The sequence below is a fragment of the Guptibacillus algicola genome (genome assembly GCF_020171805.1).
GTDB classification, from domain to species: Bacteria; Bacillota; Bacilli; order Bacillales; family Guptibacillaceae; genus Guptibacillus; species Guptibacillus algicola.
Genome location: NZ_JAIVAF010000001.1, coordinates 943,923 through 957,669 on the forward strand (window position 1 = coordinate 943,923; position 13,747 = coordinate 957,669).

17 protein-coding genes are annotated in these 13,747 nt (G+C 41.0%); 2 read left to right on the forward strand and 15 right to left on the reverse strand.

Annotation, left to right across the window (positions count from 1 at the left end; translation table 11 throughout):
- Nucleotides 1-19: 19 nt before the first annotated feature.
- From LCM09_RS04940 to LCM09_RS05000, 13 genes are all read right to left on the reverse strand, one after another.
- Nucleotides 20-847 (reverse strand): carbohydrate ABC transporter permease, encoded by an 828-nt coding sequence (locus LCM09_RS04940; RefSeq protein ID WP_224879164.1) that lies wholly within the window; start codon nucleotides 845-847, stop codon nucleotides 20-22.
- Nucleotides 848-877: 30 nt separating this feature from the next.
- Complete coding sequence (locus tag LCM09_RS04945) at nucleotides 878-2,221, reverse strand: carbohydrate ABC transporter permease (RefSeq protein WP_224879166.1); 1,344 nt, start codon at nucleotides 2,219-2,221, stop codon at nucleotides 878-880.
- A 66-nt stretch (nucleotides 2,222-2,287) separates the two neighbouring features.
- A complete protein-coding gene (locus LCM09_RS04950; protein ID WP_224879168.1) occupies nucleotides 2,288-3,601 on the reverse strand; it encodes an ABC transporter substrate-binding protein in 1,314 nt (437 codons plus the stop codon).
- 77 nt (nucleotides 3,602-3,678) lie between these two features.
- A complete protein-coding gene (locus LCM09_RS04955) occupies nucleotides 3,679-4,668 on the reverse strand; it encodes a LacI family DNA-binding transcriptional regulator (RefSeq protein ID WP_224879170.1) in 990 nt (329 codons plus the stop codon).
- Between the two features lie 128 nt (nucleotides 4,669-4,796).
- Complete coding sequence (locus LCM09_RS04960) at nucleotides 4,797-5,555, reverse strand: sugar phosphate isomerase/epimerase family protein (protein ID WP_224879172.1); 759 nt, start codon at nucleotides 5,553-5,555, stop codon at nucleotides 4,797-4,799.
- Between the two features lie 122 nt (nucleotides 5,556-5,677).
- A complete protein-coding gene (locus LCM09_RS04965; protein ID WP_224879174.1) occupies nucleotides 5,678-6,439 on the reverse strand; it encodes a hypothetical protein in 762 nt (253 codons plus the stop codon).
- A 17-nt stretch (nucleotides 6,440-6,456) separates the two neighbouring features.
- Nucleotides 6,457-6,753 carry a hypothetical protein gene (locus LCM09_RS04970; protein ID WP_224879177.1) on the reverse strand — a complete coding sequence of 99 codons (297 nt, stop codon included), beginning with the start codon at nucleotides 6,751-6,753 and terminating at the stop codon, nucleotides 6,457-6,459.
- 153 nt (nucleotides 6,754-6,906) lie between these two features.
- A complete protein-coding gene (locus LCM09_RS04975; RefSeq protein ID WP_224879179.1) occupies nucleotides 6,907-7,263 on the reverse strand; it encodes a HesB/IscA family protein in 357 nt (118 codons plus the stop codon).
- Nucleotides 7,264-7,336: 73 nt separating this feature from the next.
- Nucleotides 7,337-7,534: an aspartyl-phosphate phosphatase Spo0E family protein gene (locus LCM09_RS04980; protein ID WP_224879181.1), complete on the reverse strand. Its 198-nt coding sequence runs from the start codon at nucleotides 7,532-7,534 to the stop codon at nucleotides 7,337-7,339.
- A gap of 78 nt (nucleotides 7,535-7,612) precedes the next feature.
- Entirely contained in the window at nucleotides 7,613-8,470 is an 858-nt protein-coding gene (dapF, locus tag LCM09_RS04985; RefSeq protein WP_263622871.1) for a diaminopimelate epimerase, read from the reverse strand.
- Nucleotides 8,471-8,491: 21 nt separating this feature from the next.
- On the reverse strand, nucleotides 8,492-8,731 hold the full coding sequence (locus LCM09_RS04990) for a hypothetical protein (RefSeq protein WP_224879183.1): 240 nt from the start codon (nucleotides 8,729-8,731) through the stop codon (nucleotides 8,492-8,494).
- Between the two features lie 107 nt (nucleotides 8,732-8,838).
- The gene (locus LCM09_RS04995) at nucleotides 8,839-10,062 is read right to left on the reverse strand and encodes a NupC/NupG family nucleoside CNT transporter (protein ID WP_224879185.1); all 1,224 of its coding nucleotides are present in this window, start codon (nucleotides 10,060-10,062) and stop codon (nucleotides 8,839-8,841) included.
- A 229-nt stretch (nucleotides 10,063-10,291) separates the two neighbouring features.
- Nucleotides 10,292-10,522, reverse strand: a complete 231-nt coding sequence (locus tag LCM09_RS05000) for a DUF1450 domain-containing protein (protein ID WP_224879187.1) — start codon at nucleotides 10,520-10,522, stop codon at nucleotides 10,292-10,294.
- Nucleotides 10,523-10,736: 214 nt separating this feature from the next.
- Here LCM09_RS05000 and LCM09_RS05005 point away from each other — a divergent pair, with 214 nt between their 5' ends.
- Nucleotides 10,737-11,801, forward strand: coding sequence for an NAD(P)/FAD-dependent oxidoreductase (locus LCM09_RS05005; RefSeq protein WP_224879189.1), 1,065 nt, complete (start codon nucleotides 10,737-10,739; stop codon nucleotides 11,799-11,801).
- A 40-nt stretch (nucleotides 11,802-11,841) separates the two neighbouring features.
- On the opposite strand, the gene LCM09_RS05010 is transcribed toward LCM09_RS05005, so the two are convergent.
- Nucleotides 11,842-12,150, reverse strand: a complete 309-nt coding sequence (locus LCM09_RS05010; protein ID WP_224879191.1) for a DUF1462 family protein — start codon at nucleotides 12,148-12,150, stop codon at nucleotides 11,842-11,844.
- A 210-nt stretch (nucleotides 12,151-12,360) separates the two neighbouring features.
- On the opposite strand from LCM09_RS05010, the gene LCM09_RS05015 reads away from it, so the two are divergent.
- A complete protein-coding gene (locus tag LCM09_RS05015; RefSeq protein ID WP_224879193.1) occupies nucleotides 12,361-12,585 on the forward strand; it encodes a NifU family protein in 225 nt (74 codons plus the stop codon).
- A 42-nt stretch (nucleotides 12,586-12,627) separates the two neighbouring features.
- Here LCM09_RS05015 and LCM09_RS05020 read toward each other — a convergent pair whose 3' ends face one another.
- Nucleotides 12,628-13,629 carry a protein kinase family protein gene (locus tag LCM09_RS05020; protein ID WP_224879195.1) on the reverse strand — a complete coding sequence of 334 codons (1,002 nt, stop codon included), beginning with the start codon at nucleotides 13,627-13,629 and terminating at the stop codon, nucleotides 12,628-12,630.
- Nucleotides 13,630-13,747: the final 118 nt, after the last annotated feature.

Sequence of the window (13,747 nt, forward strand, 5' to 3'; positions counted from 1 at the left end):
CTTCCTTTTCTGTTATTACCTATTCTTTTACAGAACCTGATGTTAAACCAGATACAATTCTTCTTTGGAAGATAAGTACCATGATGACGAGTGGAATCGTAACAACAACGGTTGCTGCTGAAATCTCTCCCCATGGAATTGTAAACTGCCCCTGGAAAAGCGCAATCCCGACAGGTACCGTTTTAAACTTATCTGCTGTGTTAATCGTAAGTGCGAATAGAAACTCGTTCCACGCAGCGATAAAGACAAGAATCGCAGTCGTGAAAATCCCTGGAACAGCAAGTGGCATGATGACTTTCCAATAGGTCTGCCAAAGTGACGCACCATCGATTCTTGCTGCTTCCTCTAGATCAAACGGAATCTTCCTAAAGAAGGTTACGAGAATCCAGATTGAAAGAGGCAGCGTGATCGTTGTATAAGGAATAATCAAACCAAGATAGCTATTTGTAAGTCCAAGATTCTTCAAGAAAATATAAATTGGTGAAATCGTTGCGATCTGTGGGAACATCGAAACAGATAGCACAACACCTAAGATAATCGGCTTCCCTCGGAAATTTAATCGCGCGATCGCATAGGCTGCGAACGATGCCACAAGTACGGTGTATACCGTTGTGACACCTGCCACCACGAAACTGTTCCAAAGGTAGCGCATGAATGGATACTCTACGAAAACAGATACGTAGTTTTGCAGAGTCGGATTAGATGTAAATGGAGAAAATGCTTTCTCCCCGAATAGCTCTGACAAAGGCTTGATCGAACTTGCAAGCATCCATAAGAATGGAAACATGACAACAAAAACAAATACTGCTAGAAAGACATAAAACAGTGGTCCCGCTTTCTTATTCATTATACTTGGCCTCCTTCACGATTTCACCCATTATTTACCAGAACCGTCCTTGATTAATTCAGATCCAAGCAATTTGATAAAGATAGCGGAAATGATGGCAACACAGAGGAAGACGATAACGGAAAGTGCTGATCCTTCACCAAAGTTAGTTTGTGAGAACATCACCTTGTACGCTAAGATCGATATCGTTTCGGTTGAGTTTGCCGGACCTCCACCAGTCAATACGTAAATCAAGTCAAACACTCGGAACGCATCTAGAGTACGGAATAAAAGGGCTACTAGAATGCTAGTCTTTAGAAGTGGCAGCGTTACCGTTAAGAATTGTTTCCACTTATTCGCTCCATCGATCGATGCTGCTTCATAAAGAGAGGATGGAATCGTTTGTAGTCCAGCAAGAATAAGTAGTGCCATGTATGGCGTTGTTTTCCAAACATCCGCAAAGATAACAGAGAACATCGCACCTGTATCAGTCGTCAATAAGACGGTCATTTTTTCTACGAGACCTACGTCCGCAAATAGTTTAGCGACAATACCATTCTGACCATCGTATAAGAACTTCCACATCAATGCGGCTACAGCGGTTGGTACTGCCCATGGAATCAGGATGCTCGCACGGATAAGTCCTCTTCCGATGAATGCTTTATTGATCAATAACGCGATCGCAAGTCCAAGAATAAGTTCAGCTAATACAGAAATGAATGTAAATACCCCAGTGTTCCATAACGCTTTCCACATACGCGTGTCACTAAAATTATCTTTGTAGTGTTCAAAACCGATGAAGTTCGGTTCCACGACGATGTCATTGAGTGATGACGCGAGTCCGACGATCTTATCACCTTGATCAAGTTCACCTGCACTGTTGATTGATTTCAGTTCAGAATTGATGTCTTTAACTGATGTTGTGAATTCTTCAGCGACACCCTTTTCGATTTCAACGTATTTTAACTCTTCTGGAATGTTTTCAAAGTTATCGAGTTTCTCGTTGATTAGATCATAGTTTTCAGCAGCCTTTGGCTTTTCTTGAATGCGACCGTCCAACTCTTCAAGGGTCGTCTTGATTTCGCCAAGCTCGTCTGCTGCATTTCCTTTACTGATCTCTGAATCGATCGCTCCGATTAAGAAAGGATAGTTCTGAAGATAGCGATCCATATCGAGCTGATAGTCTAAATGAATAGAAGATTTCGTCGGATCGTTCAATCTAAGGTCAAATAAGCTAAAGTAAAAGGATTGAATAACGGGCCAAATCGAAATCGCTAGAATTAAAAGCAATGCCGGGGCGACAAGTAAGTAACCTACTTTTGCGTCACTTTTTTTCTTTTTCGTTTTCTTGTCTACTTTTATAGGCTTATGAGGATCAATATCCGTTTGTGGCATTTTGCCGCTCCTCTCTTATGAAAGACATTAGCCTCCATAGGTATGAAGGCTAATGTTCATTTAGATTTACTTAACTAGCTTTTCTTTCATCTCTTTTTCCATCGCTGCTGCTGCCTCTTCAGGAGTTTCTTCACCAGCGATTGCTTTTGATACGTGGATCTGAATGATTTCAGAGATTTCAGGATAGTTTGGAGCAACTGGACGAGAAACGGCACCTTCTAGTGCGTTCTGGAATCCTTCTTCACCAAAGAATGGATTTGCTTCGATGATTTCCTCATCTTCAAATAGAGCTGGTAGTGTTGGAGCGTGAGAACCTTCGATCGCATCGATCTTCTGGCCTTCTGGACCAGTCATGAACTTCAAGAACTCCCAAGCTTCTTGAGGGTGCTCAGAGTAGTTGTTGATCGCTGCCATCCAACCACCAAGTGCTGCTGCTGAACCAGCATCACCTTCAGGAAGTGGTGCTACTTCTACGTTTCCAACGATTTTTGACTGCTCTTCATCGTTAGCTAGTGAATATTGGTAAGGCCAGTTACGGATAAATGGAGCTTGTCCTTCGATAAATGCAGTGTGAGATTCAGGCTCAGTAAACGTCGTGATGTTATCTGGAACGAAATCAGCATTTGCAATTTCAACCATCTTGCTTAGACCTTTAATCGCTTCAGGTGAGTTGATTGCTACTTCACCATTCTCATCGATGAACTCTCCACCGTAAGATGCAACAAACTCAACTGCGTTTGTAACAAGTCCTTCATATTGCTTTGCTTGCATTAAGTAACCAAATTTTGTTCCATCTTGACCATCAAGCTCTGATGCTTTCGTCATAAGGTCATCCCATGTTTTTGGAGCTTCAGAAGCCATATCAGAGCGGTAGAAAAGCATACCAGCATCGATGAATTTCGGCATCGCCCACTGCTTACCGTTAAACGTTGCAGCTGTTACTGGTCCCTGGTTGTAATCTTCCATGTTGATGCCGTCTTTTTGGATAAAACGGTCTAGAGGTAATACATATCCAGCTTGAGCGAATTCAGCTGGCCAGATTACATCGATATCGAACACGTCGATTTCAGATGATTCAGCGTTAAGCATCGTTACATACGCATCGTGCTGTGCGCCAGTGTCTGTTGGCATTTCGCGGAATTCTACGTTGATATTAGGGTTTTGTTTCATGAATTCCTCAACCATTACATCTGTTGCACCAGTTGCATCTTTACCACGTGCATACACAATTGTTACCTGTTCTTGGTCTTCAGAGTTTGCTTCTTCATCACTTGAATTTGAGTTACTGTTGCTCGATGTGGAGTTCGATCCACAAGCGGATAATACAAGAATAAGAGCCAATACAATCGTCAACAGCTTACTGTTCTTCAAAAAATGCATGTTATTTTTTTCCCCCTTTTAGTTGTTGAAATCGTTTACAAAAAATTTGTAATCGATTTCAAAAAATCGTGCAATGACTATGTCGTCTTTCTTTTCACAAGTGATATGGGTAGTTCGATTACCGATTGTTGCTTACGATCAATTTCTCCATTCAAACAATCAATAAATACTGACATTGTTCGTGAGCCTATCTCTTCTCCTGGTTGGCAGATCGTTGTAAGCTCAGGCTCAATCAAACTAGCGATAGGTTGATCATCAAACCCTAAGATCGCAAGTTCTTCTGGAACTTTAAGACCGTAGCGTTTTGCTTCTTTTAATACCCCTGAAGCAACTTCATCTCCACCGGTAAAGACCGCATTTGGACGATCACGTAGGTTCATAATCTCTCTAAGCACGTTCTTACCATCTTCCATCGTGTATGTATTATGGAAAATCCATTCTTGGTTGAGTGGAAGACCAGCTTCAGACATGGCTCTTACAAATCCTTTTCGTCGATCATTCGATAGACCGCTTTTAGAACCATGGCAAAATGCGATTTTCCTGTAGCCCCGCTCAATTAAATGGCGAGTGCCTAAATAACTTCCATAGGCTTGATCAAGGCGAATGATAGGAACTGTTGCATTTCTGTGATACTCGTTACAAAGAATGATTGGACCTGATTCAGTATACGGCTTAATCTCACTCCAATCGTTTTCAATCGATGTGAAAATCACCCCATCTACCTGCTTCGTCTTTAATAACGTGAGAAAATCCATTTCTTTCTTTTTACTAGACTGCGTTTGACAGATGAGCAATTGAAATCCTTTTTCTTCTGCCACTTTTTCGATTCCATCAAGGATCGAGGTGAAAAATGGGTTCGTTAGTCTCGGTATCAGTACAGCTACAAGGTTTGTTTTCCTATTCCTAAGATTTCTTGCTGAGGTGTTAGGAAAATAACCTAATTCCTCCATCGCTTCATGTACAAGCCTTCGCTTTTCTTCCGATACGTGAGGATAGTTATTTATGACGCGAGATACTGTCGCACTAGAAAGCCCAGTTTGTTTGGCGACATCTGAAATTGTAGCCATCAATTAACCTCCCCAGAAAGCTCAATAGCCTCCCCCCGTTCTTTGTAATCGATTACATGGAATCGATTGCATTCATTGTACCCCATCTTTTTTATACCTTCAAGACTATTTTTAGAAAATTTTTACGATTACTTTTTATTTATTTCTAACTTTCTTAAAAATCGGTAACTTCTTGAAATACTCTCAATGGGATCGAGCTGACACTCATCTTGTTCAACAACCCACCATTGCACATTGCTTTCAGGCCCTTGCTCAAGAACGTCTTGAATTGCAAGGTTCCCAGTTCCTAAAATAACCGTATCTTCATTACCATCATCTGAACGATCTTTCAAATGAACAACTGGCGTCCGTCCTTTATAAGCTTTTAACCAATCAACAGGATTGTGCCCCGCTCTTTCTAACCAGTAAATATCAAATTCTCCTTGAATTCTTTCGTCACGATCTAGAATCATAGTGAGTGGAGAGTTCGTCATTTTTTTTTCAAGTTCAAAGTCATGGTGATGATACGAAATGGACATTCCATGTTCCACACATTTCTCAACTGCATCTTTTAATACATCCGCAACACGTTCATAGCTCTCCTCATTTCGCATTTCAGGCGGAAGCCATGGACAAACGATACGCGTATTGCCAAGTTTCATCTGTTCATAGATCACTTGTTCAAGGTCTTGTTCGATTCGCTCAAATGGAATATGGTGACCCACCACTTCTAATCCTAGCTCATCCAATCTTTCTTTCACTTCTTCTGGTCGATGACCAAATAACCCAGCGAGCTCTACACCTTCATAACCAATTCCGGCTACCCGTTCTAGCGTCTTGAAGAAATCTTTTTCACATTCGTTCCTTAGTGTGTAAAGCTGCACACCAACACCGATCTCATTTAACATGGTTAAGCCTCCCCAAATGATAAATTTCTCTCGTGTGCACCTTTCGAGATGAGATCTTTATATCCTCTTTTAAAATAAAAAAGTCCTTCCATAGGAAGGATGTTATTTAATATATAATTCATTTAAGGACATTCTACAATCGCTACCGATTTTCCTCCGCCAACAGATGGTCTGAACGGTGCTGTTTCAAAAACAACTAAATTGTTTTCATCATATAGAGTTATTTTAATCGTGCCTTCTCCACCTGCAGTTAAGATAACCTCGTAGGTAAACACACCATCTAACCCATTTGCTCCCATTTGAGTGGCCGTTCCTACGCCACATACTGTAAGAATCGTATTTTCCATCGAGCAAATAGCACTTGTGAAAGTATTTGCTTCAAAGTTAAAACCAAACATTGACCCTCCACTAGGAGGAACTCTGAATTGAAAAACGCTTTGATCAATTGAACAGCTAGGGCAAATATTTATTCTTCCGTTCACGTTTCTTCGTGTATCTGAAGGAACCAAGAAGTCCACTCGGTTATTTGCGAACGTTTCTGGAGTACCCGATTGACCTGCTGTAATTGTTCCGCTGCACTCGCACTCAATAGGCGGTGGGGGTGGCGGAATTGGCGGTACGTTCTGCTTAATGATTCCTGCAAGCTTACGACAATCCCATACTTGTATCGTCTGACCTGTAAACGATTTGAATTTTGCACAACAAGTTTTTGGGTCAAGTTCAATAAACCTTAAATTTGCTACTTTTAATCCATTCTTTTTTACTAGCGTAAAAAACTGCTCTTCTGAGTCGTCAAATAGACAATCTTTTTTACTTAATTTACGTAAGACACTGCACACACATCCTTCACAATCGCAAGAAGTGTGCTTTTTCTTATGATCCATCGTTATCCTCCTCTCCTTTATTCACCATTTAGCTGAACTCTCATACTGCTAATTCCATGAAGCTTTCGACAATCAAAGATGTAAACATTTCCATCCATATCCACAAACGTTGCACAGCATGTTTTCTCATCTAGATCTTTAAACATGAGTCCACCGATATTTAATGTTGGATCACCAAATAAAATCGTGAAAAACTGAGTACCTTTTTTGCATAGGTCGTGCTGGTGATCCGTACAGTCTCTTAGTATTGAACAAACACATCCGTCGCATTTGCCTTTCTTGTCTTTCGATTTTGAGTTACACCCACAGTCCATCTTGACCCTCCTTTACCCATAAAAGTTTTATCACTCTATCTTACTCTTAAAAAACCGAATTGCTTGGACTAGTCACTAGACAACCTTAGGGATTTTTCAGCTCAATAAAAAAAAGCCATCGCAAACTTAATTGCGAAGACTTTAGAAATCGTGTTAACAATTCTCCGGCGTACCAGCATTCGTCGCTGTTTTAAACGAAGAACCGCACCCGCATGATGCGATCGCGTTCGGGTTTTCGATGGTGAACCCGCCGCCCATCATGTTTTGTTTATAATCGATCTGAACACCTTCTAAGACCGGTGCACTTTCGTTATCCATAATAATCGTTACGCCATGTTGTGGATCGAGCGATTGATCATCGTCGTTCATTTCTGTATCGAAGCCCATGCCGTAGCTTAGGCCAGTACAGCCTCCACCTTTTACACCTACACGCAGGTAAAGGTTATCGCCTTCTTCTTGCTTCATCATTTCTTTTACCTGTGCTGCTGCAGCTTCAGATAAATGGATCATACATATCCCTCCATTTCACCATAATGCTACTTCTAGTATACAGTGCTCAGTCCTTAAGCTCAACAATCGAACCTTATCGGACAGATACACTCATTTCTTCAGAACGCTCTTTGTATTTTATCTGTAATATCAGATTATGCTTTTCATCAAGCTTTTGACTGTACTCTAGAACTTTTGGATGGTTTAAGCCCATTGCTACTGCTGTTTGCATCATTTTCGTTCGTAGAGATTCAATTTCGTCATTGTATCGCTGCATTTCTATACCGTCCAATGCCTGCGTCCCCTCTCTATAAGTACCTCCTTCCATTCTACATGAATATCCTTTTATTAACAAACATCTCTAAATTTGTTAACAACTGTAATAGATTCCGGTGGCAATCGTTGTTGCTGGTCCTGTCATCATCACATGGTTATCTTCTTTCCAAGTGATCTCAAGATCACCGCCTGCTAAATGGACTGTTACGGGTGTCCCTTTTTCTGTTTTATCATTTAACACGCCAGCCACTACGGCTGCGCAAGCTCCAGTTCCACACGCCTGTGTGATTCCAGATCCTCTTTCCCATACTCTGAAATGAAATTCAGAGTTTGATACAACTTCAACGAACTCTACGTTAATGCTTTCAGGAAATAGTTCATGATTTGTAAAATAAGGCCCTGCTGTTGTAAGCGGTGCTTCGTCGATGTTATCTACAAACATCACCATGTGTGGATTTCCCATCGAAACTCCGGTCATGGTAAAAAGTTCTTCATTGTAATAAACCGATTCTTTAATCACTTCATCATCAGGATTTCCTACCATTGGAAGGCTTCCTTTTGTCCATTGAGGTACTCCCATGTTGATCGTAACTGACTCTACGACACCATTTTCCTGTTGAACAACAGCATGAACAAGACCAGCTAGTGTCTCAATAGCAAAGGATGTATCTGTGACAATATTGTTCTCATACGCGTACTTCGCTAAACAACGTAAGCCGTTTCCACAGTTTTTCCCTTCTGAACCATCTTTATTGAAGATGCGCATCTTCACATCCGCTTGATCTGAAGGACAGATTAAGATCATTCCGTCGGATCCAATGCCTGTATGTACGTTTGAGACATCGATCGCGTATTGTGACAGACGGTCTTCACTGAGTTCTTGTTGGAACATGTCGATGTAAATGTAGGTGTTGCCTAATCCGTGCATTTTTGTATACGTAATTTCTGGCAATGATTTCACTCTTTCTATATATTAATTACTATTCCGAACAGCTTGCGTTGTCCAAAAATAATCGTCATCTATTTTTACGATATGAACCTTGCCGTTGCAGCAAGGCATCACTAATCGCGTTTTGATCTCTTGTAACCCCTGTTCAAAGTCTCTTTCTGTCATAGGAGTAAGGACGTTTTCACTATGACAAAAAGGGCACTCATTCACATAAACGTCGCCCATCATCCTGTCATATGGCAGTGTATGGTTGAAGCTCGTCATGCGTGCTCGCCTCCCCTTGTCAGTCATTGAAACAAGTATACAACAATACATGTGAAAAACAATATTGTTGCTTAAAGAAAAAAAGCCTCTATAAAAGAGGCTTTGAATTAAAAGATAAGCATACCAGCAATAGCTGCGTTTAGAAGGTTTGCAAGCGTACCTGCAAGGATTGCGCGCATTCCGAATTTAGCAATTTCAGGACGACGTTTTGGAGCAAGTCCACCAAGTCCTCCTAGCAGAATTGCTAGAGATGAGAAGTTAGCGAATCCGCATAGTGCGAAACTGATAATCGCAACTGACTTCTCTGAAAGGCTTCCGGTACCAATTTCAGGTCCGAAAGAAGAGAATGCTACGAATTCGTTAAGAATAAGTTTTTGACCGATATAGTTACCAGCTTGTACAGCATCTTGCCATGGTACACCGATGACGAACGCTAGTGGGGAGAAGATGTAACCAAGAATCTGTTCAATCGTGATTCCACCAAATCCGAAGAATCCACCGATTCCACCGATTAGTCCGTTAAGTAGTGCGATCAAAGCGATGAAAGATAGTAGCATCGCACCAACGTTAAGCGCTAGCTTAAGACCGTCTGATGCACCGTGTGCTGCTGCGTCGATCACGTTAACATGATCTTCGTTTCTTTCCATCTTAATCTTATCAGCCGTTTCTGATTTTTCAGTTTCAGGCATGATTAGTTTTGCCATTAACAAACCTGCTGGAGCAGCCATGAAGCTTGCTGCAAGTAAATATTCCAAAGGTACACCTAGGAGAGAGTACCCAATTAGTACAGAACCTGCAACTGATGCAAGACCACCAGTCATTACTGCGAATAGTTCTGACTTTGTCATTTTATCCAAGTATGGTTTTACAACTAGTGGAGCTTCCGTTTGACCAACGAAAATATTCGCTGTAGCAGAAAGTGACTCTGCTTTACTTGTCCCAAGAACCCAAGAGATTGCTCCACCTAGAATGCGAATGATCCATTGCATAATTCCAAGATAATAAAGAACTGAAATTAATGAGGAGAAGAAGATAATGATCGTTAATACTTGAAAAGCAAAAATAAATCCAACTTGCTCATTACCAATCAACCCACCGAATAGAAATTCAATTCCCTCATTAGCATAATTAATAATATCTTGTACGCGAAGTGCTAACCACTTCAGCGCTTCTTTACCTGTTTCCCACTTTAGAACTACAAACGCGAATGCTATCTGAATAGCCAGCGCACCAAAAACTGTGCGAAGGTTAATTGATCTACGATTCGTCGAAAAGATTAACGCGATGGCAAATAGAACAGCCATACCGCCTAAACCCCATAATATTTGCATGTTTTACACCCCTTAATTAATATTCGTACCAGTCATAAGCTTAGCGTACCCAAATCATTACCATAAGAAAGCATATATATATTAAAAGTTTGGATACAGCGCTTACAAACCCATTCTGAAATATTCGACAATTTTCGCATATTGTCCCAAAAGAAAAAGCCTGTTCTCTCTCTATCAGACTTCTTTTGACCTTTGTCATTATAACATATATCCCCTTCATGAAAAGGTTTTATTTTCGTAATTCTAGATCAGTTATAATCTTCTCTAACAGTTGATCAGGATCCGTTGAGCTCATCAAAATTCCATTCACGATAGCAAAAGCCTCTTCATAGCAGTTACCGCAATACCCTAGACAACCGTAGTCGATCAGTTCGATATTTCCATAACTTTCTAAACCCCTCCACACTTTGTTATTACTCCTTAAATTGCCACTACAAAACTCAATCGTATGCAAACGCACCCATCCCCTTACAATCCATTTCAGAATTCATATTGTAGAAAAGTAGCAGTTTCGCTATACTTTTAACTGTCGAAGCAGATCGAACTTACCTATTGCTTTTATTATAACGCGTGTATCTTCCTACTTCCTTCATTTCTTTAAATTTCATTACTACATTTTGCTAATAAAGGGATACTGCGTTATTGAATTTGTTCTTACAAAGGGGAAATTTCACATGAAAAGGCTCGTGCTTGTAGGCGGAGGATATGGGGGAATGCGTATTCTCCAGAAATTATTCGCTCAAGATTTACCAAAAGATGTATCAATAACGCTAGTTGACCGTAATCCTTACCACAGTTTGAAAACAGAATACTATGCGCTTGCGGCTGGGACAGCAAGTGATCATCATATTCGCGTTCAATTTCCAACGCATCCGAATTTGGAAGTAAAGTACGGTGAAATTACTGAATTGGATTTAAATGAAAATGTTATTCATCTGAAAGACGATGAATCAATTCCTTACGATTCCCTAGTCATCGGCTTAGGTTGTGAGGATAAATACCACAATGTGCCTGGTGCAAAAGAGCACACGATGAGTATTCAAACAATCGATTCTTCTAGAAGAACATATGAAGTTCTAAATAATCTAGGTGCACGATCGGTTGTAGGAATCGTAGGTGGCGGTTTAAGTGGGGTTGAGCTTGCAAGCGAGCTTCACGAAAGCCGACCTGATCTTGAAATTAAGCTTTTTGACAGAGGAAAGACGATCCTTTCTGCGTTTCCTGATCGTCTAGGGAACTATGTACAAACATGGTTTGAAGATCGAGACGTAACGGTTGTAAGTGAATCCAATATCACGATGGTCGAACCGAACACCCTTTATAATCATGGTGATCCTGTTCATTGTGATGCGATCGTTTGGACTGCTGGTATCCAGCCCAATCAATTAGTACGTGACCTTGATGTCGAGAAGGATGGTCAGCAGCGAATCATCCTAGATGAGCACCACAAAATCCCTGATCATTCAAACGTATTCGTTGTAGGAGATTGTGCAAGCCTTCCTTATTCTCCTAGTGCTCAGCTAGCAGAGGAACAAGCAGAACAAATCGCACTTGTTCTACAAAAGGAATGGAAGCAAGAAGCTCTTCCGAAGTTACCACCGATTAAAGTCAAAGGAACGCTCGGGTCCCTTGGGAGTAAGCATGGATTCGGTGTAATGGCGAACAGACCATTAACAGGTCGAGTTCCTCGTCTTCTTAAGTCTGGTATTCTCTGGATGTACAAAAACCATAATGGATAGAGAAAAGGCCAGTGAGAACCTCATCTCACTGGCCTTTTCATTAAGCTGTAGAAGCATGGTCATCGAGTACAGCATACAGATCTTTCAAGCGAGGGTTACCTTCTGAAATAATCTGGTGTTGAATCACGACAACTGGATAAAAAAGATCTTCCTCGATCACTTTCTCGGCAAAAGCAGCTTCTTCACCTTCTAGCTTAGAGAAAATATCTATATAACGTACGGATATGTTTCGTTCTGGGTATTTACGGGACAACGCGGCTTGTAACCAATCCGCTGTTTCTTCTGAAGATGGGAGATTGACACAACTTGCACAACGTTCACCTGCTCCATATACAAGCACTTCTTCCATGATGCAAAACGCCCTTTCTATACCATCGTATACCTTTATTGTACCTTAATCTTAATGGAACGAAAAGAACCAAAAGCCTTTTTCACATTCGTTATTGCTTGTCATCTGATTGCATGATAAATTTATAGTGATAATTATAATCATTCCACGTTAGCACATAGATTTTTTCGCTAATCATTAGTATAATGGAAGTATGAAGGGAGTCGATGAATGATGCACGAACAGGTCCAGGATGTACTTAACAAACTGCGTCCATTCCTCCTACGTGACGGCGGAGACGTAGAACTTGTAGACATCGAAGAAGGCGTTGTAAAGGTACGTTTAATGGGAGCGTGCGGCAGCTGCCCTAGTTCCACTATTACACTAAAAGCAGGAATCGAGCGCGCACTTCTTGAAGAAGTTCCAGGCGTGACCGAACTTGAACAGGTTTTCTAATAAATACACATTCATACCCTCCAATAAATTGGAGGGTATTTCTTATATCGTCAACCATTCGATTTGCCTCATCGTACTTCCCCGTTCCCCGATCAGTTCACTGAATATCCCTTTAAAAAGAGCTTCTCGATCACCCTCATGATTCACGTAGTTCAGCAATCGATGATAGATCTCTTGCTTCTCTTTAAGATTCTCTTCACTATAATACCGTTCGATCGCCTCAACATAAGCAATAGGAAATAGGATACGTGCATAGAGCAAGTTCCAATCCATCGCGTTCATGGACCTTCTCTGGTGATAGTCCCAAATAAACGATCTCACCTCATCAAAACCTGCATTCTCATCAAACAGCTTATACCGTATCCATTCTGCAAGGTCCCTAGCAGGATGATCGAGTATAAATTCAGAAGGAAGCAGAAATTCTGTATCAGCGATATATTGCGCATTATATCTTCTAAACACCAATGTTTTTACATCGAATGGATTTACTCCTGCATCGATTCCTGCATCAACAAGGTATTGAATCGCATTTTCTGATAACCCTAGATAATATGGAAACGTCTCGATGAATAACGTATCGAATTCTCTTAAAGGCTGTTCTTGTTGCATCAACGTTACACGGTATGCTTCTAGCTGATCGATTCTTCGCTGCCACCTCATTTGCCATGGCTGGACTTCAGGCAACTCACTATAGCTCGTTAATAGATTTCCTCCCTTTCTGTGAAGGAGAGCTAATCGATGTCCATCAGACTCTCTAATCGTCCGTGTTTTTAATGGGAGCTGATAAAGCGTAGCCGCTTCGTTCCCAATCGTTTCAATATACCTTCCTTTCTTTGAGGGCATCGGAAGAAGTGTCGGTTCATTCTGTTGATTATAATATTGTGAGACAAGTACATACCAGGGGAAATCTTCTTCTCGTTCTGTTTCAGCCCGTTTTAGAATGCACTCGCCCAATTCTACCGTCTGAAGCAAATATCCTCCGCTCACTCTGTATACATGATTGACCACGATTCCGTACTGGTGAAACAGCTCTCGTTCTAGCATAGTTGGCCTCCACGTTACGTCGTATATATGTAAGATATGCCCGACCGCCCATTTTGTGTATGATTTATGGGTGCTAAGAATTGTCATAGTTCCTACCTTTTAACCATATACTAATAAA

Excerpts from the sequence above, each read along its gene's own strand:
- LCM09_RS04940 (WP_224879164.1), bottom strand. The coding sequence starts at position 847 with ATGAATAAGAAAGCGGGACCACTGTTTTATGTCTTTCTAGCAGTATTT.
- LCM09_RS04945 (WP_224879166.1), bottom strand. The coding sequence starts at position 2,221 with ATGCCACAAACGGATATTGATCCTCATAAGCCTATAAAAGTAGACAAG.
- LCM09_RS04950 (WP_224879168.1), bottom strand. The coding sequence starts at position 3,601 with ATGCATTTTTTGAAGAACAGTAAGCTGTTGACGATTGTATTGGCTCTT.
- LCM09_RS04955 (WP_224879170.1), bottom strand. The coding sequence starts at position 4,668 with ATGGCTACAATTTCAGATGTCGCCAAACAAACTGGGCTTTCTAGTGCG.
- LCM09_RS04960 (WP_224879172.1), bottom strand. The coding sequence starts at position 5,555 with ATGTTAAATGAGATCGGTGTTGGTGTGCAGCTTTACACACTAAGGAAC.
- LCM09_RS04965 (WP_224879174.1), bottom strand. The coding sequence starts at position 6,439 with ATGGATCATAAGAAAAAGCACACTTCTTGCGATTGTGAAGGATGTGTG.
- LCM09_RS04970 (WP_224879177.1), bottom strand. The coding sequence starts at position 6,753 with ATGGACTGTGGGTGTAACTCAAAATCGAAAGACAAGAAAGGCAAATGC.
- LCM09_RS04975 (WP_224879179.1), bottom strand. The coding sequence starts at position 7,263 with ATGATCCATTTATCTGAAGCTGCAGCAGCACAGGTAAAAGAAATGATG.
- LCM09_RS04990 (WP_224879183.1), bottom strand. The coding sequence starts at position 8,731 with ATGACGAGCTTCAACCATACACTGCCATATGACAGGATGATGGGCGAC.
- LCM09_RS04995 (WP_224879185.1), bottom strand. The coding sequence starts at position 10,062 with ATGCAAATATTATGGGGTTTAGGCGGTATGGCTGTTCTATTTGCCATC.
- LCM09_RS05005 (WP_224879189.1), top strand. The coding sequence starts at position 10,737 with ATGAAAAGGCTCGTGCTTGTAGGCGGAGGATATGGGGGAATGCGTATT.
- LCM09_RS05010 (WP_224879191.1), bottom strand. The coding sequence starts at position 12,150 with ATGGAAGAAGTGCTTGTATATGGAGCAGGTGAACGTTGTGCAAGTTGT.
- LCM09_RS05015 (WP_224879193.1), top strand. The coding sequence starts at position 12,361 with ATGATGCACGAACAGGTCCAGGATGTACTTAACAAACTGCGTCCATTC.
- LCM09_RS05020 (WP_224879195.1), bottom strand. The coding sequence starts at position 13,629 with ATGCTAGAACGAGAGCTGTTTCACCAGTACGGAATCGTGGTCAATCAT.